This is a genomic window from Syntrophomonas sp. UBA1041, from assembly GCF_002316705.1.
Lineage (GTDB): Bacteria > Bacillota > Syntrophomonadia > Syntrophomonadales > Syntrophomonadaceae > DTU019.
Genome location: NZ_DCEA01000105.1, coordinates 24,025 through 48,204 on the forward strand (window position 1 = coordinate 24,025; position 24,180 = coordinate 48,204).

Annotated in this window: 22 protein-coding genes and 1 other annotated feature; of the genes, 13 read left to right on the top strand and 9 right to left on the bottom strand. The window is 48.2% G+C overall.

The window, feature by feature from the left end; translation table 11 throughout:
- Positions 1 to 5: 5 nt before the first annotated feature.
- On the bottom strand, positions 6 to 437 hold the full coding sequence (locus B2633_RS15185) for a MarR family winged helix-turn-helix transcriptional regulator (protein WP_481042550.1): 432 nt from the start codon (positions 435 to 437) through the stop codon (positions 6 to 8).
- Positions 438 to 1,335: 898 nt separating this feature from the next.
- Positions 1,336 to 1,557: a hypothetical protein gene (locus B2633_RS15190; protein WP_483171551.1), complete on the bottom strand. Its 222-nt coding sequence runs from the start codon at positions 1,555 to 1,557 to the stop codon at positions 1,336 to 1,338.
- A gap of 61 nt (positions 1,558 to 1,618) precedes the next feature.
- Between B2633_RS15190 and B2633_RS15195 the strand changes: the two genes are divergently transcribed.
- On the top strand, positions 1,619 to 2,080 hold the full coding sequence (locus tag B2633_RS15195) for a hotdog family protein (RefSeq protein WP_481042553.1): 462 nt from the start codon (positions 1,619 to 1,621) through the stop codon (positions 2,078 to 2,080).
- A 221-nt stretch (positions 2,081 to 2,301) separates the two neighbouring features.
- Here the strand turns inward: B2633_RS15195 and B2633_RS15200 are convergent, their stop codons facing one another.
- Positions 2,302 to 3,468, bottom strand: a complete 1,167-nt coding sequence (locus B2633_RS15200; protein WP_483171552.1) for a pyridoxal phosphate-dependent aminotransferase — start codon at positions 3,466 to 3,468, stop codon at positions 2,302 to 2,304.
- Positions 3,469 to 3,608: 140 nt separating this feature from the next.
- Between B2633_RS15200 and B2633_RS15205 the strand changes: the two genes are divergently transcribed.
- A complete protein-coding gene (locus B2633_RS15205) occupies positions 3,609 to 3,959 on the top strand; it encodes a glutaredoxin family protein (RefSeq protein ID WP_483171553.1) in 351 nt (116 codons plus the stop codon).
- 265 nt (positions 3,960 to 4,224) lie between these two features.
- Here B2633_RS15205 and B2633_RS15210 read toward each other — a convergent pair whose 3' ends face one another.
- Positions 4,225 to 4,860, bottom strand: a complete 636-nt coding sequence (locus B2633_RS15210) for a poly-gamma-glutamate hydrolase family protein (RefSeq protein ID WP_483171554.1) — start codon at positions 4,858 to 4,860, stop codon at positions 4,225 to 4,227.
- Between the two features lie 453 nt (positions 4,861 to 5,313).
- Complete coding sequence (locus tag B2633_RS15215; protein WP_483171555.1) at positions 5,314 to 5,523, bottom strand: iron-sulfur cluster assembly accessory protein; 210 nt, start codon at positions 5,521 to 5,523, stop codon at positions 5,314 to 5,316.
- Positions 5,524 to 5,868: 345 nt separating this feature from the next.
- Between B2633_RS15215 and B2633_RS15220 the strand changes: the two genes are divergently transcribed.
- The gene (locus B2633_RS15220) at positions 5,869 to 6,603 is read left to right on the top strand and encodes a lysoplasmalogenase family protein (protein ID WP_483171556.1); all 735 of its coding nucleotides are present in this window, start codon (positions 5,869 to 5,871) and stop codon (positions 6,601 to 6,603) included.
- 48 nt (positions 6,604 to 6,651) lie between these two features.
- Here B2633_RS15220 and B2633_RS15225 read toward each other — a convergent pair whose 3' ends face one another.
- The 3 genes from B2633_RS15225 to B2633_RS15235 are packed head-to-tail and all read right to left on the bottom strand — an operon-like array spanning position 6,652 to position 9,397.
- A complete protein-coding gene (locus B2633_RS15225) occupies positions 6,652 to 7,638 on the bottom strand; it encodes an HlyD family secretion protein (RefSeq protein ID WP_483171557.1) in 987 nt (328 codons plus the stop codon).
- Between the two features lie 21 nt (positions 7,639 to 7,659).
- Positions 7,660 to 8,676 carry an ABC transporter permease gene (locus B2633_RS15230; RefSeq protein ID WP_483171558.1) on the bottom strand — a complete coding sequence of 339 codons (1,017 nt, stop codon included), beginning with the start codon at positions 8,674 to 8,676 and terminating at the stop codon, positions 7,660 to 7,662.
- Positions 8,666 to 9,397 (bottom strand): ABC transporter ATP-binding protein, encoded by a 732-nt coding sequence (locus B2633_RS15235; protein WP_483171559.1) that lies wholly within the window; start codon positions 9,395 to 9,397, stop codon positions 8,666 to 8,668. The genes B2633_RS15230 and B2633_RS15235 overlap by 11 nt, the downstream gene beginning before the upstream one ends.
- 186 nt (positions 9,398 to 9,583) lie before the next feature.
- Positions 9,584 to 9,826, top strand: a binding site (T-box leader).
- Between the two features lie 58 nt (positions 9,827 to 9,884).
- Between B2633_RS15235 and trpB the strand changes: the two genes are divergently transcribed.
- The 9 genes from trpB (at position 9,885) to B2633_RS15280 (ending at position 18,797) form a co-directional block, all read left to right on the top strand.
- On the top strand, positions 9,885 to 11,069 hold the full coding sequence (gene trpB / locus B2633_RS15240; RefSeq protein WP_483171560.1) for a tryptophan synthase subunit beta: 1,185 nt from the start codon (positions 9,885 to 9,887) through the stop codon (positions 11,067 to 11,069).
- Positions 11,062 to 11,838, top strand: a complete 777-nt coding sequence (gene trpA / locus B2633_RS15245) for a tryptophan synthase subunit alpha (protein ID WP_483171561.1) — start codon at positions 11,062 to 11,064, stop codon at positions 11,836 to 11,838. The genes trpB and trpA overlap by 8 nt, the downstream gene beginning before the upstream one ends.
- A gap of 279 nt (positions 11,839 to 12,117) precedes the next feature.
- Positions 12,118 to 13,149, top strand: a complete 1,032-nt coding sequence (trpD, locus tag B2633_RS15250) for an anthranilate phosphoribosyltransferase (RefSeq protein WP_483171562.1) — start codon at positions 12,118 to 12,120, stop codon at positions 13,147 to 13,149.
- Between the two features lie 11 nt (positions 13,150 to 13,160).
- Entirely contained in the window at positions 13,161 to 13,880 is a 720-nt protein-coding gene (locus B2633_RS15255) for an indole-3-glycerol-phosphate synthase (RefSeq protein ID WP_483171563.1), read from the top strand.
- On the top strand, positions 13,877 to 14,557 hold the full coding sequence (locus B2633_RS15260; protein WP_483171564.1) for a phosphoribosylanthranilate isomerase: 681 nt from the start codon (positions 13,877 to 13,879) through the stop codon (positions 14,555 to 14,557). Before B2633_RS15255 ends, B2633_RS15260 begins: the two co-directional genes overlap by 4 nt.
- A 106-nt stretch (positions 14,558 to 14,663) precedes the next feature.
- Positions 14,664 to 15,083 (top strand): EamA family transporter, encoded by a 420-nt coding sequence (locus tag B2633_RS15265; RefSeq protein ID WP_483171565.1) that lies wholly within the window; start codon positions 14,664 to 14,666, stop codon positions 15,081 to 15,083.
- A 360-nt stretch (positions 15,084 to 15,443) separates the two neighbouring features.
- Positions 15,444 to 15,884, top strand: a complete 441-nt coding sequence (locus B2633_RS15270; protein WP_483171566.1) for a MarR family winged helix-turn-helix transcriptional regulator — start codon at positions 15,444 to 15,446, stop codon at positions 15,882 to 15,884.
- Between the two features lie 31 nt (positions 15,885 to 15,915).
- Entirely contained in the window at positions 15,916 to 17,334 is a 1,419-nt protein-coding gene (locus B2633_RS15275; RefSeq protein WP_483171589.1) for an MATE family efflux transporter, read from the top strand.
- A 1,154-nt stretch (positions 17,335 to 18,488) separates the two neighbouring features.
- Positions 18,489 to 18,797 (top strand): hypothetical protein, encoded by a 309-nt coding sequence (locus tag B2633_RS15280; protein ID WP_481042584.1) that lies wholly within the window; start codon positions 18,489 to 18,491, stop codon positions 18,795 to 18,797.
- 274 nt (positions 18,798 to 19,071) lie between these two features.
- Here B2633_RS15280 and B2633_RS15285 read toward each other — a convergent pair whose 3' ends face one another.
- Positions 19,072 to 23,379: an acyl-CoA dehydratase activase-related protein gene (locus tag B2633_RS15285; RefSeq protein WP_483171567.1), complete on the bottom strand. Its 4,308-nt coding sequence runs from the start codon at positions 23,377 to 23,379 to the stop codon at positions 19,072 to 19,074.
- 165 nt (positions 23,380 to 23,544) lie between these two features.
- Between B2633_RS15285 and B2633_RS15290 the strand changes: the two genes are divergently transcribed.
- Positions 23,545 to 24,168, top strand: a complete 624-nt coding sequence (locus tag B2633_RS15290; RefSeq protein ID WP_483171568.1) for a TetR/AcrR family transcriptional regulator — start codon at positions 23,545 to 23,547, stop codon at positions 24,166 to 24,168.
- Positions 24,169 to 24,180: the final 12 nt, after the last annotated feature.

Below are 24,180 nucleotides of genomic sequence, written 5' to 3' on the forward strand. Positions count from 1 at the left end.
CAATATTAGAAAGTAGTATGACTAATCTTTTTGAGTATCGATACCAACTGGATGATTTCCTCGTCTGTCAAATTAGATACTATCTGCTCGGTCAGATTAAGGTGATATTTATGGTGTTCTTCAAATGCAGCTTTACCCTTCTCGGTCAGACTGATAAAGTAGCTCCGCCGGTCTTCTTTGGTCATTTCCCGGCTGGCGTAGTCCTTTTTTTCCAGGCGATCCATAGTGACCGTGGTTGTTCCGGTGGTGACCCCTAATTTATGAGCCAGGCCTTTCATATTCATCTTTCCAAACTGACCCAATACTTCTATGGCGTGAGCCTCAGATACGGACAGTTCACTAGCGCGAATAATCGAGTTTTCCCACGAAGAAAAAGCATTATAAAAATTAAGCAGCTGGTCGGTCAATTCCCTAAGAAGAGCATCATTAGGTTCCAATTAAAACACCACCCTTAGATTATCTAATAGTAATAAAATCAAACAATTTGATTACCTAACTATAATACCTCAGCTGTTTACGGCTGACAATAACATTTAATATCAGGGAAGCATCGGCTCTATTGGTTACATCAAAAAAATGGCCGCCAGCTGTGGAAAGGGGGGTTCCGAAGAAACCGCGGATACAGATTTGAATTGATGATATTAGCGAACGGCACTAAGCTTCTTTTTAAGAAGGTTTTTTTTCCTGGCATCTAATGCGGATGTCACTTACCTATTATTATCATGGCGATCCCGGCATGGGGGACATTTTCGGCTGCTTGGATCATTACCCCGTGCCTGCCCTGCATGCGGTGAACAAAACCCCATCAAATTCTGGTCGGGGCTAAGCTGTGGGCTTGGACTTTATTAAAATTTACTAAATTTATGGCGTATGATAAGCTATTTATAACTCACTATAAACATACCTTCATAGCAGCACCGCCATTTGCTTATTCCAACCAGGCATACCCGTGAGTTACTGCGGGCCCTTATGAATTATTACCAGATATAAACATGTCATGGCCTGCGGTTCTGCTTAAAAAATTTGCGCACCCTGATAATTGATAAGAGAACGCAATTTTTAAATTACTGCTTTAAATCTGTATCCGGCCCTCAATGTACATTTATGCCAGTCGCTGACGGGTTGAGAAGCGATCAGCAATTTAGAAGGGACTGGCTTGCGACCGGTTTTTCAGCGTTAATATAGCATGATGTAAAGAGACGCCTTGACCAGGTTATCAGGGAGGCCTTTTCGCCAAATCATCGACAGAAAACGTACAAAATGCCGGGGAATATGTTTCCCGGAGATAGGGTGCTTTAATTTCAGGTAGGAACTATAGTTATTGGGAGGTGGTGGTTAACGGCCGGTTTTTGAAAAGACTTCAATGGATAAGTACATAGTGTTGTGAGTTAGTCTCAGACCGCTGCTTGTGGACCTGGTAAACTCGGAATAGACGCAGAGATTCGTGAAATTCCAGATAGCCCTGAACAGATAAATGAAGTTTTCAGGCTGGATGAATCTCTGTACCGGGTCGATGTTGCGGCCATTTTGATGGTCGATGATACTGTTTTTGTCCAATGTGATCTGCAGTCCCCTGCGGGGGATCAATGAGCAGTAATAATTAAGGAGGGGAAGTTTAATGAGTAATGGCACTTTAGCAGCCGGTACCAAAATCCCTTGTAAGGTCAGCCGCACACTTGATGTAGGGGACTTTTCTATTTTACACCAACTTACCTGGTTTAATATGGCGGTACATAGCAATTCGGAGTATGCCAAGAATACCTGGTTCAAGGAACGCTCCCTGGCCGGTCCGATTATTTTTACGGTAGCTGATGGCTTGGTGCACCATGCTGACACGATCGCTTATCTTTTAGCCGATGTGGGATATGAAATCTATGCTTATATTGGAATTGACAATGTTAAAATCACCACTCCGGTGCTGTTCGGCGACACCTTGACCGCTGATGCGGAAGTAGTCGATTTCCGTCCCACCAAGAACCCGGAAATGAATCTGTTCATCTATAAGAACAAGACTTATAATCAGCGCGGCCAACAGGTCATTGAGTATCAGACCACCATGATGGCCAAGAAAAAAGCTTAATGACAGGCTATTAAAGGTTAAATATGGCCGCAGGCAGATATCAGCGATGATCTTCGCAGTCTGCCTGCGGTCTTGCTGTCGACAGTATTGTGGTAAGGACAATCCATGCTGGCCGGTTTATTTCCGGGTTTTATCGTCATCTACGAGGGGCCGGGCAGCTGCGGGCTGTAAAGCCCAAGCTTTTGGCACAGGTAAAAGGAGCAGCCTCCTGCAGGTAACCATTAATCCCCAGCTGAAATCCGGTTCTTAAGAAAATCCTCCAAGCGGTCAAGGCCTTCTTTAATATTGCCCAGGGAGTTGGCATAGGAAAAGCGGATATACCCCTCGCAATTGCGGCCGAAATCGATGCCGGGCGTAACGGCCAGCTTGGCCTCTTCCAGAATATCAAAAGCGAATCTGTAGGAATCGGCGGTATACTTCTTCACATTTGCCAGGGCATAAAAAGCCCCTACGGGATCGTGGCGGGTGGCAATTCCCAAGGCTTTGAGGCGCTGCAGCAGATACAAGCGCCGTTCATTATAGATATCAACCATCTGTTTGACTTCCTGCTCACACTCCCGTAAGGCTGCAATACCCCCTTCTTGTGCAAAAGAGGATGCACATATGAAGAAGTTCTGCTGCATTATCTGCATAGCCCGGATGTACTCATGGGGAGCAATCACATATCCCAGACGCCAGCCGGTCATGGCATAGAGCTTGGAGAAGCCGTTGACCACAAAAGCGCGGTCGGTGAACTCCAGGATACTATGCTCCTCGCCTTCATATATCAAACCGTTATATATCTCATCGGCTATGATAAGCCTGTCAAGCCCTGCCAGGGCTTGGAGATCCGCCGCGGTAAATACTCCTCCAGTTGGGTTCCCGGGGGAATTGAGCAGGATGGCCCGGGTTCGCGGACCCAGATGCCGCTTGATTTCCTCGGGGCGGTATTTGAAGCCGTCTTCCTCATACACCGGCAAAAAAACCTCTTTCCCATCTACATAGCGGATAAAGTTGGGATAACAGGCATAGTAGGGATCAGGCAGTATGACTTCCTCGCCTTTTTCCAAGAGTGCGGAAAACAATAACAGCATCCCCGGAGATGTGCCGGAGGTCACGATAACCTGCTCCGGGGAGATCTGAACCCGGTATTTATTCCAATAATGCTCCGCTATAGCCTCCCGCAGGGTTATTTTCCCCAGGCTGTGGGTATAATGGGTATCGTCATCAGCAATGGCTCGCAGCATGGCCTCTTTTACCGGTTCAGGCGTGGGGAAATCGGGCTCCCCGACCTCCAGGTGGATGATGTCTTCGCCCTGGGCCATCATGGTCTGCGCTTTCTCCAGGACTTCCATAACAATAAAAGGAGATAATTGTTCGGTTCGTGAGGATGGCGTTAACTTATTCATCTAGTATTTTGCTCCTTGACATACTTTTTTCTATAATTCTATATAAGAGGCTTGGGTTCAGTCTACTATCGTTCTAAAGTACAATCAACCGATGATGCCAATTGTGGAACTTGCAGGTCCGTTAAAAGGGAGGATCAGGGTTGAAGAAAGTGATTATGTTCACCACTAAGACATGACCCTACTGTACCATGGCGAAGGAGTTTCTTTCCCGCAACAAGATCAGCTTCGTTGAGAAAGATATAAATGTTGATGAAGAAGCGCGAGTTGAGTTGGCAAACCGAAATATAAAGGGCGTGCCAACGTTTTTTATCGGCGATGATGTGGTTATAGGCTTTGATAAGCAAAAAATTCTGGATCTTGTCGACCACCGCGTAATTGAATGTGAAAATTGCCGGGCCAGGATGCGTGTACCCATAGACAAAGGCAACCTTACAGTAACATGTCCCAAATGCAAACACGCCTACAACCTAAAGCCTGATAAACTGATTTAACTGCCAGGTCTGCCCGAAAAAATAGCGAGTAGTGCTTTTGGTGGGAGTTGAAAGCTGGAAAAGGCTATTGCCAGGCAGGGATCTTTGGCAAAAGCGAGGGGGGGATCAGTCCCATCCGATACTCCCATTGGGATCGGGTTTTAAAAGATTGGTATATAGTAGAAATTAACAATCTCCACCACGCTATTACATGCTTCCGGGTTTTAAAAGATTGGACAGATAATAGAAATGCAGGCCATGCCGGCCTGCATTTCTAGTCAATATTTTATTTCATAGCCCGGTTTACAGCGTTGACATAGCGGTTGAATGAAGCGCTGCTGTTAGCTAATTTGGACCTCATCGGACGGCTGAGTTCCAGCTGTACTCCTTTGCCGATTCTGTTGCGGTTGACGATATTGGATTTGGCTGTGCCGGCCAGGCGGGCGGGAGCGGATACGGCCGCAAATCCGGCCGCCCTCAAGGCGGATTTTATTTTGTTGCCCAGGACTTTGTCGCGTCCGCCCACATAGGTGATGGCCCGGCTGGTTCCGCCAAAACCGTGGATGGCTACGGTCTTGCTGGATTTGGCCACCAGCCTGCGGGCTTTGGGTTCATTGAACCTAGTGGAAGTTATGTGCATGGCAAAGCCCTTCCTGAGACCGATAAAGCCATAGTAATCATATCCGCCCCGGGCTGCTATTGCAGAGGCGATATCATCGGTTTCAAATTCGATATTGCCTCCATGGATGGCAATGACGGCCTTAGACGAAGCCCGGTCACGGGTGACGATCCTATAGTCTTTACCGTATGTATTATGGGCTCTCAGGGAACTGTAACTGGAATAAGTATCTGCCAGGACCGGATAGGCCAGAGTGGTTACCATAAATACTGTCAATAACAACAATGCAATCCTTTTTTTCATGAAGTGAGTCTCCTTCCCTGTCTCTGTGATTTTTTCAAAACTGCAGCTTTAATTGGGCAAAAAAACTTACGCCTGAAATGCCTGCCATAGTTGAGGGCGTTTTGATAATAAATCCAGGATATGCTCGTTCGCCCTGTGCCTACATAATTCGACCCGATATTCATTCAACCTTTTGGTAAATATGGGTATAGGCATCTGCTATGGTTGAAAGTAGGCTCAAATAGGCGGAGTATAGTGGGATTGTAGCAATAGGTAAGGGAGGTAATGTATATGATGGAAAAAAAGAATTGATCTGGCAGTGAGGCTGAAATTACCCATTAAATGCAAGCGCTTCGCACTATGGAAATGGCTTTGAAAGCCTGTGTAGTAGGACTTTACGGGGTGTAAAAAAACCTGCCGGATCACTCCGGCAGGTTTGTGGGTAGGATACAGGAATGATTTATCGGGTGTCTATCAGCAGGATGAGCAGGAGCCGCATCCGCCGCCATCGTTCTGTTTTTCTCCTCGCAGTTGAAGAAACACCTGACCGCTATGCCGCATCGAGGTAAGGTGGAATGGACCAAACTTATCATATATATCACTTTCTACGGAAAACTTGATGCCCTGGTGTTCTTCGACTTTGTCGCCTTCAACTGGTTCATCCAGAACCAGATTAAACGCCATGCCGCCTCACCCCATGTTGGCGGTGATGCGCAGGTTGCTGGTATTGATCTTCTGATCGTTCAAAAGCTGTTTCAGGTCCTCAATCGTTGCGGAATCGGCTTTTAACACTTGCATAATGAATGAATCCTCCTTTCAATTACTAGCATAATATACCCTATTGGGGTATATTAACATGAATCTCTCCCATTTACAACCCATATTGGCAACAGCTTGAAGAAAAGGAACTGGCAGCGTATTATGCCTCCTCACCACAAGAAACCCGCATTAATTAGACTTAATCTTGCCATATGGCCGTATAAATATACCAGAGTAGCTGGGCCTTGAAATAACGCGAGGTGAGGTTGGGTGAATAATACTCAAAGGGTTTTTCTGGCGGTTTATCTGCCTGCAACCATTTTTATACTTATGCTGGATAATATGTTTACCGGGGCCAATATAGTGCAGTATGTAAAATATAGCACCATGATTACCCTTTTCCTGGCCGCCAGAAGCGTAAAAAAAGATGGCCCCGAACAGCAGCTGATGAGCATGGCCTTACTTTTCGTGGTCATCGCCGACTTTTTCCTGGTTTTCCTGCCCACCATTACATATTCCGATTTCACCGCATTTGGCACGGCTGCCTTTGCCGCCGCCTACCTTTGCCTGATATTTGCCACTCAAAAGAACTTCAGTTTGGGCAGGGCTGATATCATCATGGCTTTAATGGTGGGGGGGATTTCCATCCTGGCGTTTTTGACTATGGAGATGGAGGAGATTCAAGGAGCGATGCTCCTGGGAGTCATAGCTTTCGGTGTGGTTTTAGCTTACATGACCTGGACCTCAATATGCACAATATTCCGAAAGTATTATCGTTTGAAGGTGGCCGGTTTATTGGCCCTGGCAGGGATTCTCATGTTCATATCCGATCTGGCCGTAGCTTATGTGCACTTTAATCTGGCCTATACTGTGTTTTATCAACCCTGGATGCAAAATATCGTATGGGCCTCGTATATTCCGGCCTGGACCCTTATAGCTCTGGTGATAAGCGAAGATGATCCCTATAGAATGGCTGCTTTAAAATATTTTAGAACCAAAATTTGAAGGAATGGGCATATTCAAACCAGGCGGGGGCTCTGCTTACAGCTGCTTTTACCTGCTGATCACTACGTCCGCTTTTTCCCCGGGCTTCAGGGGGTTATCCGCGGCGAGTTTAAGTTTGATTTTCACACTGTCTCTATTTTTATTGGCCTGGGTCTGCATGTCCTTGGGCGTGTACTTGGCTTCCAGGTCAATGAAGCTCACCGTGCCTTTATATTCCGCTTTGCCGCTGTATATCGCCAGTTCCTGCCCATAACTGATACTGTTTATGGAATCCTCGGGAACATAGGCCACCAGATATTTATCCTGCTGAGAGGCTATGTCAACCAGGTTAGAGCCAGTATTCACCATATCCCCCAGCAGGAAATTTTTACTGATAATAATGCCGTCACTCAGGGCGGTTAGCTGGTATTTGGCCAAATTGGCCTCGGCCTGGCGAATCTGGCTTTGGGCCTGTTCGATGTCGGCCCGTGCGGCAGCGATTTTCTCCTGGTCAGGGCCTTTTTCCAGCATGGCCAGCTTCTGGCGGGCATTGTCCACCTGTACACCGGCCGATGACAGGGCTATCCTGGCCTGATCGAGCTGATATCTGGCATCATCCCGGGAGGCTTGGGAGATACCTCCGCCCTCGAATAAGGCCTGTATATCATCATAGTTCTGCTGGGCGTGCTCCAAATTCAAACGGGCGCTCTCATGAGCCTGTTCGGCCAGGGTTACATTATTTTTTCCCTGTTTGATGTCAAGAGCATCTACCGCGGTCTCCAGGTCGGCGAGGGTAGCCTGCTTTTTGGCCAGTCCGGCCTGCAATTGTTCTAAAAGGTATTTCTCATTGCTGTCGTCAATAACCGCGATGAGATCTCCTTTTTTAACCTCCTGACCCAGCTGCACCGGAAAACTTATAATCTTGCCCGAAACCTCGCAGTATTGAGAGTATACATCGGTTTCCACTATTCCCTGCAGCTTCAGGTCAGACTGAGAACACCCGCCAAGCAGAGCGGTAATCAATATCAAAGCTATGATGAGATAGGTTTTCTTCACAAGCCATTCCCCTCGTTTCTGTTAAATGCGCCGGTATTTTTTCAACAAGACGGTATTTAAGATTATGAATACAATAGAACAGCTCAGGATTACGGTTAAATCCAAGCTGATCGCTGCCAACCCGTTGCCCTTTATCATGACCTGTCTTAAGGCGTCGGCTATATAGTGCAAAGGCATAAACATTTCCACCACCTGCAGTGAGGGAGATAAGTCAAATAATCCGGAAAAGAATACTTGCGGGACGATCACTATAGGGATGAACTGCATCATCTGGAATTCATTGGATGCGGCTGTGGAAGCCAGTATGCCCAGCGTAAGGGCCACCATGGCGGATAAGAGGGTGATCAGCAAGACTAGGGCGAAAGAGCCGATCATGACGATTTTTAAAACATATACGCAATACCAGGAGATGAGAAATGACTGTAATACCGTTACCAGTCCGAATCCTATCACATAGCCGGCCACGATCTCCCAGCGCTTAATGGGGGTTGATAAAAGCCTTTCCAGGGTTCCTGAGGTGCGCTCCTGCAGAAATGAAATGCCGGCCACCAGGAAAACGAAGAAGAAGACCATGAAGCCGATGAGGACCGCTCCATAGGTATCAAACATAGGCAGGTCTTCGAAACCATAAACATATTTCACTTCCGATTGCAGGTCGGGGCGGGAAGCCGGTGCGATCATCTTGGCCTGTTCGATGGCCGATAAAACCAGGTTGGCCTTGGAGGGATTACTGGCGTCGATTTCTACATGAACCCGGTTGCTGATCATGTTGATGGTGGCCACAACTTCCCCTTGTTCCAGGGCCTTTTTGGCTTCATCGGGATCGTAGCGGAAGGCCATGATATTATAATCGTCCAAACGCTCTGCATATTCTGCCGGGGCGTTTATTACCGCCACCTTAACCACGGGTTCCGATTCGGCCAGTATAAAATAAAGCAGGGTCAACACCAGGATGGGTGCGCCCAGCATCAACGCCAGGGTGCGCCGGTCGTGTTTGAGCTGGTGTAAAATACGGAAAACCAGGGCTCTAATCCTCATTTTGATGTCCTCCGTAATAAATAAAGGCTTCTTCGATATCACTGGCTCCGGCTCTCTTCTGCAATTCCTGCGAGGTTCCGGCGGCTATAAGCCGGCCATCCCGCATCATGGCCAGCTTGTGGCATTTGTCGGCCTCGTCCATCACATGGGTGGTCAAGAGTATACTCACACCCTGGTCGGTCAGGTTGTTGAGTTCCCGCCAGATGCTCTGGCGCAGCAGCGGGTCAATTCCCACCGTAGGCTCATCCAGAACCAGGAGGGGAGGGTTGTGGAGGATGGCGATGGCCAGTGAAAGCCGGCGCTTCATGCCGCCTGAATAGGCGTGCACCGGCTTATCCAGATCTTCAGATAGACTGACCAGTTCCATGACCTCGACGGCGCGCTTTTTTATCCCGGCCCTGCTCATCCCGTAAATTGAACCGAAAAAGTACAGATTCTCGGCGGCGGTCAGGGAATTATAAAGCGCATCGGATTGCGACATGTATCCAATTTGATTCATAACCTGCAAATTGGGCATAGGCTGTTTTAAAACATGGGTCTCACCGGAGGTGGCCTCGAGTATACCTACGATGATCTTTACAATGGTGGTTTTGCCGCATCCCGAGGGACCCAGCAAACCAAATATCTCGCCGTAGGGCACCTCCAGGTCGATGTCTTTCAGAACCTGCTTCTCCCCAAAGTATTTATTTATTTTGGACAAAATGATGGAATTGGTATTCATAGAAAACGGATTCCTCTATCCTATGCTGTAATCCTCGTTATAACAGGTTCAAATCATTATGAAGAATCTACAGTCATTATAATGAATGCCGGCAGGTTTGTCATATAAAGTGGAGAGCCATACCGTGCCCGGCCTTTTTGGCTGATGGCCTTTACAAGCTGATGAGGGCAGGATATAATATGACACAACAAACCGATGAGCAAGAGAAGTAGGAACCATGGAATGCACTCAGAGAGCCGCTAACTGGTGAGAATGCGGATGCAGAATTGATTCTGAATGGACTTGCGAGGGCAGCCCGAAATATTGAGTAGGCGCTGACGGGAACCCTGTCCGTTATCAGTGGGGTGCATATGATGGTATGCAGAATAAGTGGGCGATTTTTCGCCAATTTGGGTGGTACCGCAGAAGTGTAAAGCTTTTGTCCCTATATGGAGACAAAGGCTTTTTTTATTGGGATGATTGGAAAGCGACGAAAGGAGGGTCACAGATGTCCAAGGGAAGATTTGGGGTTCATGGCGGACAGTATATTCCCGAAATATTGATGAATGCGGTCATAGAATTGGATGAAGCCTATCAGCACTACCGCAATGATCCTGGTTTTACCAGCGAATTGGATGATTTGCTCGCAAATTACGCTGGGCGGCCGTCTTTGCTCTATTATGCGGAAAAAATGACCAGGGATCTGGGCGGGGCCAAAGTATACCTCAAGCGGGAAGATTTGAACCATACCGGATCTCACAAGATTAACAACGTGCTCGGCCAGGTGCTTCTGGCCCAAAAAATGGGCAAGACCAGGGTTATCGCCGAAACCGGCGCGGGGCAGCATGGGGTGGCAACCGCTACGGCGGCAGCCCTCTTGGGCCTGGAGTGCGATATCTATATGGGCCGGGAAGATACGGAACGGCAGGCTCTGAATGTTTATCGCATGGAGCTATTAGGGGCCCGGGTGCATGCGGTGGAAAGCGGCACCCAGACTCTGAAAGATGCGGTGAATGAAACCATGCGGGAGTGGACCGCCACTGTGAATAACACCCATTATGTTTTGGGCTCAGTGATGGGGCCGCATCCATTTCCCACCATGGTCCGTGATTTTCAAAGTGTAATCGGACGTGAGGTTAAAAGGCAGATGCTGCAAAAAGAAGGCCGGCTCCCCGACATTTTACTGGCCTGTGTGGGCGGGGGCAGCAATGCCATGGGATTGTTCCATGATTTTATCGCCGACTCCCAAGTTCGCCTCATCGGCTGCGAAGCGGCCGGGCACGGCATAGATACCGACAAAAACGCGGCTACTATAGCAACGGGCAGCATCGGCATTTTTCACGGCATGAAGTCCTATTTCTGCCAGGATGAATACGGCCAGATAGCCCCGGTTTATTCGATCTCGGCCGGACTGGATTATCCGGGTATAGGGCCTGAACACGCTTACCTTTGTGAGACAGGCCGGGCTGAATATGTTCCGGTGACTGACGATGAGGCCGTGGAGGCCTTCGAGTATCTGTCCCGGACAGAAGGCATCATTCCTGCCATTGAAAGCGCCCACGCGGTTGCCTATGCGCAAAAACTGGCGCCAACCTTGGGCCGGGAGCAAATCATCGTCATCAACCTGTCCGGCCGCGGCGATAAGGATGTGGCGGCAATAGCACGTTATAAGGGGGCGCAGCTTTATGAATAGAATGAACCGGGTTTTTTCCCGCGGTAAGGCTTTCATACCATTTATAACCGCCGGCGATCCCTCTCTGCCAATCACTGAAAAACTAGTCGTTGAGTTGGCGGAGGCGGGCGCCGATCTTATCGAACTGGGGATACCTTTTTCTGATCCGGTGGCGGAGGGAGTGGTGATTCAGCAAGCGGATTACCGCGCTCTCCAAGGGGGTGCCACCACCGACCAGATCTTCGCTATGGTGAAAAGGGTGCGCCAGGTCTGTGATGTCCCCCTGGCTTTTATGACCTATATAAATCCGGTCTTTACTTATGGCAGCGAACGCTTTATGGGAAATTGCAGGGAGGTGGGGGTTGATGCCGTCATCGTTCCCGACCTGCCCTTTGAAGAAAAGTCGGAATTACTGCCGGAATGCCGTGCGAATGGGGTGGATTTGATTTCACTGATTGCGCCCACCTCAAAAGACCGCGTACAAATGATTGCCCGGGAAGCCATGGGGTTCGTTTATTGCGTTTCATCGTTGGGGGTTACCGGGGTGCGGCAGGAGTTGGGCGGCGAAGTCGAGCAGATAATCAAACTGGTCAAACAGGTCAAGGATATCCCTTGTGCAGTAGGTTTTGGCATCTCTACCCCCCGGCAGGCCGCCTCTATGGCCCGAATCTCCGATGGGGTCATAGTTGGCAGTGCCATCGTAAAAATCGTGGAGCAATATGGAATGGATTGTATTCCTCATGTTTCCAGTTATGTTCGCGCCATGAAAAAGGCCATCTCCGAGTTATGAGTTTTTAGTCTGGATAAAGGGTTGCAGGCGCATATGGCCTGGCAGAGCTGAGTTTAGCAGAGAATCGGTTTTGGTTCAATCTAGTCATCGGCAATGAATAAGTCCTGATTTGTTCTGGAGTGTTTTGACAGGAGCAAATACATCTCCTCCCAAGGGGTCATAGGTTAAAAGCCCGGCAATTATTCAGGAAATGAGGTGAGATCAGCGGAGCTGAGTATAGCAAGCTGAGTCTGGTTGAGTAGAGCAAACCTATAAATAATTGTTAGGAGTGTGTATGTAGTGATTCAGAATGTATTAAAAAAACTAACCGCCAATCAGGATTTGACCTTTGAGGAAGCCTACGGCTTAATCGTGGCCATCGACAAAGACGAACTGAGTGACGTGCAGATCGCCGGTTTTCAGGTGGCATTGCTTATGAAGGGCCCCACGCTTACAGAAATCACGGCTATAGCTCAGGCCATGCGGGATCATTGCAAAGGGATTGCCCCCCGGGTGGAAGATGAACTCATGGATACCTGCGGAACCGGCGGGGGATTGAGCACTTTCAACATATCCACTGCTGTAGCCCTGGTTGCGGCTGCTGCAGGCATTCCGGTGGCCAAGCATGGCAGCCGCTCGATTTCCAGCTTGTCAGGAAGTGCTGACGTTTTGGAAGCCCTGGGCGTAGAAATCAATTTATCCCCCCGGGCGGTGGAAAAACTCATTGAAGAAGTCGGCATCGCTTTTATCTATGCCCCTCTGTTCCACCCGGTGATGCATAAAGTCCTGCCGCCTGAACAAGCACTGGGGATAAAGACCATTTTTTACACTATCATCGGTCCACTGATCAATCCTGCCCGGGCTACGCGTCATATCCTGGGGGTTTATAAACCGGAGCTGCTTGACACTGTGTCCCGGATAGCTTTGTCTTTAGGCTATAAACGGGCTTTATTCGTACATGGATTAGACGGTCTTGATGAGATATCCCTGCTGGGTAAAACCCGCGTCAACGAGATTAAAAATGGAACCATCAGCAGTTACGAGATCTCTCCTGAGGATTTTGGCTTGGCCCGCTGCACCCTGGAAGACATTAAGACCGGTACACCGGAAGTGAATGCCGCTGTTATCCGCGAGGTTTTTTCAGCGCAAAACCAGGGGCCGCGCCGCCAGGCTGTGGTTATGAATGCCGCCGGGGCTTTGTATATCGGCGGAAAAGCTGATTCACTACAGGGAGGCATCAAACTGGCGGGAGAATTAATCGACAGCGGCCTGGCTCAGGCCAAATTGGATCAGCTAATAAGCGCTTCCCAGGATTTCAGGTCTATTCAATAAGAGAGGTAACCATGCTTCATAAATCCAATTGCAGATTTTCCAGAGCGCTGTGGAATTATTTTCATAATGGCAAGATTCCGGTAATCCCCGATATTAAACCCAGGTCGCCTCAAAGAGGCGACCTGCTCAAAGGGCGCGACCCGGTAAATCTGGCCAAAAAGCTGGCAAAAGCCGGCGCGCCCGCGCTATCAGTAGTAACTGAGCCTGATTATTTCGGAGGATCAGCCCGGTTGCTGGCTGATGTGGCGGAGGCCACCGGTCTCCCGGTATTGCGCAAGGACTTTATCACCCAGAGTTGGCAATTGCGGGAGAGCATGGCTATGGGCGCTCATGCCGTCTTGCTGATAGCGGCTATGCTTAAAAGAGAGCAGTTGTATGAGCTGATAGAGGGGTGTTTTAAGCTGGGTTTGGAGCCCCTGGTGGAAACCCATTCTCAGGAAGAGGTTTTTTCCCTGGAGGGAATAGACTTAACAGTTATAGGTATAAACAACCGTAGTATCGTGGAATTAGAGATGGACGACGGCAATGTGGAAACTACTGAAAAACTGGCCGGCCTTATAAAACCGGGGATTTTGGTAGTCAGTGAAAGTGCGATATCTACTGCTGCCGATGTAGAGCGGGCTGCAGCGGCGGGCGCGCATGCTGTTCTGGTGGGAACCGCCATCCTGCAAGCCCGGGACAGTGCCGAAATGTACGCTATGCTCAGCGGTACGGGGAGTTGTAGGCTATGATGGCGGTGAAGATATGCGGGCTGATGAATGGTGAGGATATAGAGTTTTGCGTACGGGCCGGGGCACGCTATCTGGGGTTTGTGGTGGATTACCCGGCGGCAGTCCCCTGGAACCTGAACAGGATGGAAGCCCTGCAGCTTATCAAGCAGGTTCCGCCGCCGGTAAAAACCGTTGTGGTTACCGGCGGGGAAATCGGGAAGATCCTCGCTGTCGCAGAGGCTTTAAAGCCTGATATGATTCAATTGCATCATGAGGAGACACTGGCGCAAGTTGAGGAGCTGGCTGTTCGTTTAAACCATATGGGTATAAGAGCCATTAAGGCCTTGCGCATCGGCATGGACGGCAAGTGCCTTTTCGAAATCCCTGATCCGGCTGCAGCCGCCCGTGCTCTAAATGAAACCCTGGTCAGTGCCCTGCTGGTAGATGCCCATAGGGCTTCAATGCCAGGCGGAACCGGTATAACCGTTGATCTGTCAATCTTTAAAACCGTCCAGAAGGAATCTGAATTACCGGTTTTTTTGGCCGGCGGGCTAAAGCCTGCCAATGTTCGCAGCATCATACGGAAAGCCAACCCTTATGCAATCGATGTTTTATCAGGGGTGGAAGCACGGCCTGGAAAAAAGGATTTCCAAAAGGTCCGGCAGTTCATGCAGTCGGTTGCAGATTCCACGGATTAGGCAGGTGCAATGATCATCCCGGCGCAACAATTGACGAAAACCGGTTGGTCTCTTATAATCCCAATAATGCCATGAATCTCAAATTGGAAATCATGAGGGACCTGCCATGAACTATTTAGGAATCATTCTCGCCGTAGTATCCAACGTTCTGTACCATATTTTTCAGAAATCCATTCCAGGGAATATAAATCCCCTGGTGACTCTGGTAGTAACCTACTTTACAGCCGCCATAGCCTGCCTTTTGGCCTTGCCCTTCTTTCACGGCTACGGCTCGGTATTAACCGTATTTAAGCAGATTCATTGGGCCAGTATCGCACTGGGTTTTTCTATTATTGGTTTGGAAGCCGGATTTCTCCTGGCCTATCGGGCGGGATGGAAGATCAGCCTGGCCGCCGGGGTAGCCAATGTAGTAGTAGCGGCTCTGTTAGTCTTGGTTGGCTTAGTATTTTACCGGGAGCAGCTAACCCTGCAGAACATTATCGGAGTTGCCCTGTGTTTGGCCGGTCTTCTCTTGATTCAGCTCTAGCAGCATTTTCCTTCATTTAAGCTTCGCACCAGCACCGAGAACAAGCCGGTGAGGCTTGTTTAGACCGTCGACAAAAGCAAATAACTGCGTTGCTCAATAGGTCCGCTCAATCAACGTACTATTTGTACGCCTCAATTGCGGGCCTATTGAATGCCTTGCTCTTCGCTTCCGTCGCTCGCTCTGCACAGCTTGTTGACTTTGTCAACAAGCTGTGCAGGCATAGCATGAGGGCGCTGAAACTTCGCCCTCGCCTTGCGCCTGAAAACCCTGACCGGAAAAGCATTGACCGGCAAGCCGGGTTCATAATAAACTATAATAGTTTCTAACAGTAAGATTTCTAACAGAATTTAGGAGCGCGTGATGTATCAGCAAAATGCCAGGGAAATCCAGGTTTTGATGATGACCTTTTTGGGATTGTTCCATGAGAAGTTCTATGTTAAGATGCGCCATGCTTGCAGTCCGCAGATGCCCAAAAACCAGTTTAAAATCGTAAATGTTTTATACCATCACGATGGTCTTACCGCGACAGAAATCGGCAAGATGCTGGATATCGAAAAAGGCAGCCTGACTACCTTGATCAATCAAATGGAAGCCATGGATTTGATCATACGCAGGGTTGATCCCCATGATCGCAGAAAAGTCCTGTTGTCGCTGAGCCAAACCGGGTTGGAACAGATGGGGAAGAATATGAACGCCTACTGTGAAGCCTTGACTGATTTGTTCGCGGGGGTTGATCCGGAAGAGATGGATGCCTTTGTAAGCAGCCTGCGTTATGTAGTAAATTTTACCTCCAAAATTTAAGGGCTGATATTAAGTTCGAAGGAGTATGATGATGGACCATTCGTTGGAAATGCGAGACAAAAGTATAGGCAGGTTGTTATGGAACTTTTCTCTGCCGGCTATTGTCGGAATGCTGGTCAATTCTCTATACAATGTTATAGACCGGATTTTTGTCGGCCGTGGGATCGGCTCTCTGGCAATCGCCGCCACAACTGTGGCCTTCCCGCTCATGATCGTCTTGCTGGCTGTATCGATTTTTATAGGGGTTGGGGCTACCGCCTTAATTTCGATTCGCCTGGGTGAGGGGAAAAAGGAGGAGGCCGAGAAGATAGCGGGCAATGCCATAACTATGCTGGTCTTATTGCCGGCCCTGGCTGCGGGAGTCTTCTTTATATTTTCGGAACCGATCTTGATTGCCTGTGGCGCAAGCCCGGAGGTCCTTCCTTATGCCATGGACTTTACTCAGATCATCATGCTGGGCGCAGTATTTGGCTCCATAAGCTTGGGGGCCAACAACTTCATCCGCGCCGAAGGCAACCCTAAAGTAGCCATGTACACGCAGCTCATAGGCGCTGCCTTCAATGTCGTCTTCAACTATATATTCATATTTATTTTTGGATGGGGAATGAAGGGCTCTGCTTTTGCCACCATACTGGCCCAGGCGATATCGGCTGCCTGGGTCTTGGGCTATTTCATTACCGGACGGAGCCTGGTCAAGCTCCGGCTTGTCAACCTGAGGCCCAGATGGGTTATTCTGTCGGGTATTATGGCTATAGGCTTCGGGCAGTTTGCCATGCAGATAGCCGCCAGTGTCCAACAGGTTATCCTCAATAATACTCTGACGGCATACGGAGGAGATTTGGCCTTATCGGCTATCGGCATAGTGATGAGCATTGCCACCCTCTTATTTATGCCGGTACTGGGGGTCGCCCAGGGCGCTCAACCTATTATTGGATACAACTATGGCGCCAGGCAGTACAAAAGGGTGGGAGATACCTGGAAGCTGGCGGTAATAGCAGGAACCGGCATTGCATTGATCGGGTACCTGGCCTTGCATATCTGGCCTGAGCAGCTGGTAGGGCTGTTTAGCGAAAGTGATGTGGCCTTGACCGCAATAACCACCCATGCCATGCTGATTTACATGGCCTTGATACCGCTGGTGGGGTTTCAGATTGTGAGTGCAACCTACTTTCAGGCGGTTGGCAAGGCCCGTCAGGCGGCCGTGCTCAGCCTGTCCAGGCAGGTTTTGTTCTTCATACCTTTGCTGGTGATTCTGCCGAGATTCTGGGGTGTGGAAGGAGTCTGGAGGGCGGCTCCCATCGCCGACTTCCTGGCTGTAAGCTTATCGGCCACCATGATGTATTATGAAATGCGAAGCCTGAGAAAAGAAGCCGCCCGGCCTTCCCCGGAGGAACAGTCTGCCGCGCTATCGACCATACCGCCAAAACTGTGCGGCTCGGAATCCGAATAAATCCGGTAAACAAAAGGCTTTTCTCCCCCCCGGAGAGCAGTGCATGTACAGTAAAAGACCAGTAATGCAAGCCCCCCGCAAACCAGACCTTCCATGATGCAGCGCCAACCTGTGCCAATCGGTAGAGTATGGGATAATATTTCTTTGCCAGGGGGAGTTATACTAACCTTACAGATTTATTCGCCAAATATCGTCAAAAGGCATAGCTGAAAAGATGTTATACGGATAATTTGCCGTCCAAGTTATGAAACAAAAATGCAACAATATGTCAGGTTTCTGGACAAAAGTAATACAGTACAGCCGGCTCTCCCGAGTTTGGAAATTATCACCAGGTGTACAGAAGCCAAGACATTGTATCGAAGCCGAGACAGTGTACAAAGGTGAAACAGTTGCGCAACAGCTGAAACACAAATGAAACATCTGTGTATGGCGCTCCAAACAAAATAGTACAGGTGAGCGTTTTTATTGGCGATCTTAAACAACAATACAATGGCACGAAAATTGCAATATTTTCGAAATAGAGAATAAAGTTCTCGCCAGCAGTCACGCTTGATAAGCGTGGAAGTTTCTCGATTTGTCGATAAATGTTGAATTGCGGAATGTATCCGCAATAATTTCAATCAGCCTTTCTAAAACTCCTCTTCAATATATTTTGTAGCCCGCCGGTTAAACGGTGGGTAATTTTTTGTCGTTTCATAAAAATGATGGCATGTAAATTGCATTAATAAAGTGATAAGAGTTTTATTCCCCCCCTAACTCCTTTTCATATATATATTTTTTGACCCGCCGTTTTGGTGGGTTCATTTTTTGAACTAAAATAGGCCCCATTTTAGATGCAGCCTTTACCAATACCCGATGTTACCGCATTTTAGAAGGGTGTCAAAAATGAAACCAAAAAATGTCGAAAAGTGTCAGATATGAACGAAAAATAACCGGGACAGTGGCGATTAAATATTTGGTAAAATGGTATATTTACATTAGATTTGGCAGAATTCGGATAGAACATCGCCAATTATTGACGGTCCCGATACCACTGGCATGTTTATTGCATTTATTTCTGGTGAGTGGGGATTAACTCGATGAGGTTAAAAAGATGAAATTACTCCGACCTTGATAATATTGTAGCAATTGAGGGTAATTGAGGGTGATGTTTAATGTTAATCAAGGTAACCAAACATGCCATAAAAAGATATAGAGAGAGGCTTTTTGATTATTCTTCTACAGATAAGGAGATAATAAGTAAATTAAAGCATATAGCTCAAAAGGGCAGACTCATAGCTTTCAAGCCCAACGATCTGGACAACTGCGTCGAAATGAAACACCAGGGTATTTCCATAGTAGCTGTTAAACAACAGCAGGAATTGGTTGTCATTACCTGTCTTGGACAAGACAACTACCGTAAATGGATCAAATCAAAAGGAATGTGTACTTTTGTAAGCCAAAGGCTTCGCTTTGGCAATTAATTAGCCTTTCTTAAACTCCTCTTCAATAATTCTTGGCCCGCCGGTTAAACGGTGGGTAATTTTTTGCCACCTTTGCCACACAAGATGGCACGACAATTGCATATAAATATCAGCGTAAAGTTTTATTCCCCCCTAACTCCTTTTCATATATTTTTGCAGCCCGCCAGATTAGGAATCATCCTCTGGTGGGTTTATTTTTCATTCCCATTAACGTGAATCCATTCCATAATTGGCTTATATAACAACTTGCTCCAGAATGGGGTGACGACTGAATTTATCCGGGAAGATTATCGTTGAGGAAGCGATAAGTAGAGTTGGAATCCTGCTCCGTGGTCTGATGAGGCTGACGGGCATTGGCTTTGTGGAGGTCGGCGAAAGCCACCGACAGCATAAGTTTAAGCCGGTTTAACTGATTAACCTCGCTGGCGCCGGGGTCATAGTCTAGAGCGGTAATATTTGCATGCGGATAATTACGTTTTATTTCTTTCATCATACCCTTGCCGGTGACATGGTTGGGCAAACAGCCGAAGGGCTGCACACAGACAATGTTGGGTATTCCGCTGACTATCATATCGATCATCTCAGCGGTTAAGAACCAGCCTTCGCCGCAATGATGCCCCAATGACATGACCTGACTGGCCAGATCGGCTTTGTGATAGATGGAGCTGGGGGATGTGAAACGTTGGCTGTTTTGTAAAAGAGACTTCATGAATGACCGCTTCTTTTCCAGGTAATGAATCAGGTATTTTCCAGCCAGGAGATAACGTTTTTTCCCATAGAGATAGCGATAATTGTAAAGATAGTCATATGCACAGTAGAGGAAGAAATCCAGGAGGTCAGGCACGATCACCTCGGCCCCTGCATGTTCCAATATTTTCACGATATTGTTGTTGGCGGCGGGGTGATACTTAACCAGGATTTCTCCGACGATGCCGATCCGGGGTTTGGGCAGGGAAGAGATTTCCAGTCGGTCAAATTCCTCGACAATCCCTCTCAGATTGGCCCTGAATTCCAATTTCTCACCGGATATGAGCTGAGCCTGGCAGCGCTTTACCCAGCGCTGATATAACATATCGGCTGATCCCGGGATCATTTCATAAGGACGAACCCGGTGCAGTACCCTCATCAGCATGTCGCCATATATTACTGCATTTATGGCCTTTTTGATGAGGCCCGGCGAAATTTTAAATCCCGGGTTCTTCTCGGCGCCATAATGATTGACCGACAGCACCGGTATATTATGGAATCCGGCCTCTTTAAGGGCTTTGCGCAAGAGTCCGATGTAATTGGTAGCTCTGCAGCCTCCCCCGGTCTGGCTGATGGCCACCGAGGTATTATTAAGGTCATAGCGGCCGGATTGCAGGGCTTGCAGCAGCTGGCCGATAACAATGACGGCCGGATAACAGGCGTCATTGTTAACATATTTGAGACCTTCATCGATAGCCGATTTGTCTACTTCAGGGAGCAGCTCCAGATGGTATCCTTCGCTGCTTAAGACTGCTTCTAACAGTTCAAAATGGATGGGCGACATCTGCGGGCACAGTATAGTATGTTCCTGCTTCATGGCCGGGGTGAATATCACCCGCTGTTGAGTATAAGATTTAGTCTCCCTTTCCGGGCTCCTTTTTTCCCTGCCTGCGATGGCTGCCTGAAGAGAGCGCAGCCTTATTTTGGCAGCTCCCAGATTAGCCCCTTCATCGATTTTCAACAGGGTGTAAGTTTTACCCCGGGACTTCAAAATTTCTTGAACCTGATCGCTGGTAATGGCGTCCAGACCGCAGCCAAAGGAATTTAGCTGCACCAATTCAAGCTGAGGTTGAGCCGCCGTAAAACTGGCGGCGGCATATAAGCGCGAATGGTACATCCACTGGTCAATCACCCTGATAGGCCTTTCTACATGTGCCAGATGGGCCACAGCGTCTTCGGTTAGCACCGCCATCCCCAGGGAAGTGATGATTTCGGGCAGGCCGTGGTTGATTTCCGGATCTATGTGATAAGGACGGCCGGCTAAAACAATGCCTTGCTTCCCGGTTTGCTCAAGATAAGCCAGGATCTCCTCGCCTTGACGCCGGATGTCCGCTTTGAAACGCCGGTCTTCTTCCCAGGCCAGATCAACCGCCCGGGCTATATCCGGTTTGGATATCTTAAAGCGGTCAAGTTCTTCATGCAAGCGAATAATCAGCCTCTTTCGATCACAGTAGGGCAGGAAGGGATTCATTAGAACAACGTCATTTTCCCTGATGATATCCATATTATTTTTGATCACTTCAGGATAAGAAATGACCATAGGGCAGTTAAAATGATGATTGGCACCGGTCTGCTCTCGGTGCTCATGTATGATGGAGGGATAAAAAATCCGTCTTATACCTTGTTTTATTAGAGCGGCGACATGGCCATGAACCAGCTTGGCTGGAAAACAGGCCGTATCCGAGGGGATGGTATTGCTGCCCAGTTCATAAAGTGTCCGGGAAGATCGCGGTGAAACCTCCACCCTGAACCCCAGTGCGGTGAAAAAGGTAAACCAGAACGGGTAGTTTTCATACATGTTGAGAACCATCGGAATACCGATAGTACCCCTAAAAGCCGCCTCTGCAGCTAACGGTTTATAATTCAAGAGGCGCTGGTATTTATAGTCAAAAATATTGGGTATAGATTTGTGCTGCCGGTCTTTGGCTGCCGGTTTCTCACAGCGATTGCCGGAGATAAACCGGCCTCCGCCCGGGAACTTGTTAATGGTCAGCAAGCAGTTGTTTTCACAACCCCCGCAGCGGTTGAGGCGGGTGGTGATCGAAAAGCCCTCCAGTTGGTCGGCCCCTAAAAGAGAGCTCGCTTTCCCTGTGGTGCTCTGTTCTCTGGCCATCAACGCTGCCCCAAACGCGCCCATTATTGATGCGATGTCCGGTCTTATGACCTCTTTGCCGGAGATGCTCTCCAAACTCCTCAAAACCGCGTCATTTTGAAAGGTGCCGCCTTGAACCACAATCCGCTGCCCCAGATCTTCGGGATTTCTCATCTTAATCACTTTAAACAGAGCGTTTTTGATAACCGAATATGACAGCCCGGCTGAAATATCACCGATTGAAGCGCCTTCTTTTTGAGCTTGCTTTACCATTGAATTCATGAAAACCGTACAGCGTGAGCCTAGATCTACTGGTGCATTGGCATGCAAAGCCAGGGCGGCAAAATCCTGTACGCTCAAGTTTAATGAATGGGCAAAACCCTCAATAAAGGAGCCGCATCCTGAAGAGCAGGATTCGTTAAGCAAGATGTTGTCAATAATGCCGTCTTTTATCTGCAGGCATTTCATGTCCTGCCCGCCGATGTCTAGAATCAGGTCAACCTGTGGGTCAAAAAAATGCGCGGCACGATAGTGGGCCACAGTTTCAACTACTCCCAAATCTATATGCAGGGCGGCTTTTAATAGCCCTTCCCCATACCCGGTCACTGCTGTATAAGCCAGTTTAGCCGCTGCCGGCAAGCAGCTGGCCAAATCCCTTAAAATCTTAAGGGCTGAATCAAGAGGGCTGCCGGTGTTATTGGTATAGCAGGAGTACAACAGGCGACCGCTGGCATCGATTAGTGCGGCTTTGGTAGTCGTTGAGCCAGCATCTATTCCCAAATAGCAGTCTCCGCCATAAGTGTCCAAGTCCCGTCGGGGTACTTTATTCTGTTGATGTCTGGCACGGAAACGGGTATAGTCTTCCTGGCTTTCAAAAAGGGGCTTGAGGTGAGTGAACTGTTGATAATCGGATAAATCAATCTTTTCCAGGCGTTTAATAAGACTGGCCAGACGGATCATCGGGCTTGATTGGGAAGCCAAGGCAGCCCCCAGGGCCACGAAAAACTGACTGTACGGGGGGAATACAGCCTCTTTGTCATCTAGCTGCAGGGTTTCTTGAAATCTTCTTCTCAATTCTGAAAGGAAAGACAGAGGCCCGCCTAAAAAGGCCACGTTGCCAGTGATGGATTTGCCGCAGGCCAGACCGCTGACGGTTTGATTGACTACGGCTTGGAATACCGAAGCGGCGATGTCTTCCTTCTTGGCGCCTTCATTTAATAAAACCTGTATGTCGGTCTTGGCGAAAACACCGCAACGTGCAGCTACTGAATAAATGGCGGTGGCTCGCCTGGCCAGCTGATTTAAACCATTAACATCGGTTCCCAAAAGGGTTGCCATCTGATCGATAAACGCCCCGGTTCCGCCGGCACAGATGCCATTCATTCGCTGGTCCGGGCCGTCCTGAAAAAAGGTGATTTTTGCATCTTCTCCCCCTAATTCGATGGCTACATCGATGTGGGGAATATACCGCCCTATGGCGGTATTGCAGGCTATAACTTCCTGTATATGCTCAACGCCCAACCAGGAAGATATGGATAATCCGGCGGATCCAGTCACCATTGCTGTGAAGGGCTGATTGCCGATGTGGTTATAAGCATCCCGGAGTAATTCGATAGTGTGTTTTTGGGTTTCTGCATAATGCCGCTTATAATCTGTATAGACAATACGATCGTTTTCGTCCAATATAACGACCTTCACTGTGGTTGAACCCACATCCAGCCCCAGACGCATACAGTTGCGCATCGGTTTACCCTCCCCCAAGAGCAGGAAATTAAAACAATGTTTGAATCAACTGTGACTTAATGGTAGGTTAGATACCGGATATTGTCAATGAATATTGAAGCTGTTGAAGACATCTTCGTGATGTTCTATGCTTAAACCAAAACATGTTTTCAGAGAGTATTTATTATGGATAAGTCTGATGAGAATCTGACCACCAAACAAAAGATCATCAATATAACCATGGATATTATCGCTGCAGAAGGATTTCAGAATATCACTATCCGCAAAATCGCTTCTCGGGCCAACGTAAACGTCGCGGCGGTGAATTATCATTTTGGTTCTAAAGACGGAGTCATTAACGCCGCTTTGACTGAGGTTACCGATGAAATGAGAAAAAACTTTGCTTTACTTCAGGAACAGACTGATGATGATGTTGAAGACCGGCTGCTTACATTCATATACAATTATACTGAAATCATTAATAAGTATCCCGATATAATTAGAAACATGATTAATCATGCCATTCATAACAAGCCCCTGGATCAACATATCGAATATATGACCTTTCTTAAAACCGAAGGAATTGAACTTTTAAAGGAAACCATCGCCAGAGTCAGGCCGGAAATGGATAAAGATGTTTTATGCTTACGAACCTTGCATTTATTGAGCACATTATCGTTTCCGGTTCTGTTGGGAGGATACATTCGAGAGATCACGGGCGTCGACCTTAAGGATCTGGAAGCCAGAACAAAGCATGCCCAGCTGTTGCTTGAGTCGATAGTGGGGGCTGACAAAGCGGCACAGGACTGAATTTGGTTTAAT

What these genes read in the sequence shown, in the direction of transcription:
- B2633_RS15195 (WP_481042553.1), top strand. Translation starts at nt 1,619, where the DNA reads ATGAGTAATGGCACTTTAGCAGCCGGTACCAAAATCCCTTGTAAGGTC.
- B2633_RS15200 (WP_483171552.1), bottom strand. Translation starts at nt 3,468, where the DNA reads ATGAATAAGTTAACGCCATCCTCACGAACCGAACAATTATCTCCTTTT.
- B2633_RS15210 (WP_483171554.1), bottom strand. Translation starts at nt 4,860, where the DNA reads ATGAAAAAAAGGATTGCATTGTTGTTATTGACAGTATTTATGGTAACC.
- B2633_RS15215 (WP_483171555.1), bottom strand. Translation starts at nt 5,523, where the DNA reads ATGGCGTTTAATCTGGTTCTGGATGAACCAGTTGAAGGCGACAAAGTC.
- B2633_RS15230 (WP_483171558.1), bottom strand. Translation starts at nt 8,676, where the DNA reads ATGAGGATTAGAGCCCTGGTTTTCCGTATTTTACACCAGCTCAAACAC.
- B2633_RS15235 (WP_483171559.1), bottom strand. Translation starts at nt 9,397, where the DNA reads ATGAATACCAATTCCATCATTTTGTCCAAAATAAATAAATACTTTGGG.
- trpB (WP_483171560.1), top strand. Translation starts at nt 9,885, where the DNA reads ATGTCCAAGGGAAGATTTGGGGTTCATGGCGGACAGTATATTCCCGAA.
- trpA (WP_483171561.1), top strand. Translation starts at nt 11,062, where the DNA reads ATGAATAGAATGAACCGGGTTTTTTCCCGCGGTAAGGCTTTCATACCA.
- B2633_RS15255 (WP_483171563.1), top strand. Translation starts at nt 13,161, where the DNA reads ATGCTTCATAAATCCAATTGCAGATTTTCCAGAGCGCTGTGGAATTAT.
- B2633_RS15260 (WP_483171564.1), top strand. Translation starts at nt 13,877, where the DNA reads ATGATGGCGGTGAAGATATGCGGGCTGATGAATGGTGAGGATATAGAG.
- B2633_RS15265 (WP_483171565.1), top strand. Translation starts at nt 14,664, where the DNA reads ATGAACTATTTAGGAATCATTCTCGCCGTAGTATCCAACGTTCTGTAC.
- B2633_RS15270 (WP_483171566.1), top strand. Translation starts at nt 15,444, where the DNA reads ATGTATCAGCAAAATGCCAGGGAAATCCAGGTTTTGATGATGACCTTT.
- B2633_RS15275 (WP_483171589.1), top strand. Translation starts at nt 15,916, where the DNA reads ATGGACCATTCGTTGGAAATGCGAGACAAAAGTATAGGCAGGTTGTTA.
- B2633_RS15280 (WP_481042584.1), top strand. Translation starts at nt 18,489, where the DNA reads ATGTTAATCAAGGTAACCAAACATGCCATAAAAAGATATAGAGAGAGG.
- B2633_RS15285 (WP_483171567.1), bottom strand. Translation starts at nt 23,379, where the DNA reads ATGCGCAACTGTATGCGTCTGGGGCTGGATGTGGGTTCAACCACAGTG.
- B2633_RS15290 (WP_483171568.1), top strand. Translation starts at nt 23,545, where the DNA reads ATGGATAAGTCTGATGAGAATCTGACCACCAAACAAAAGATCATCAAT.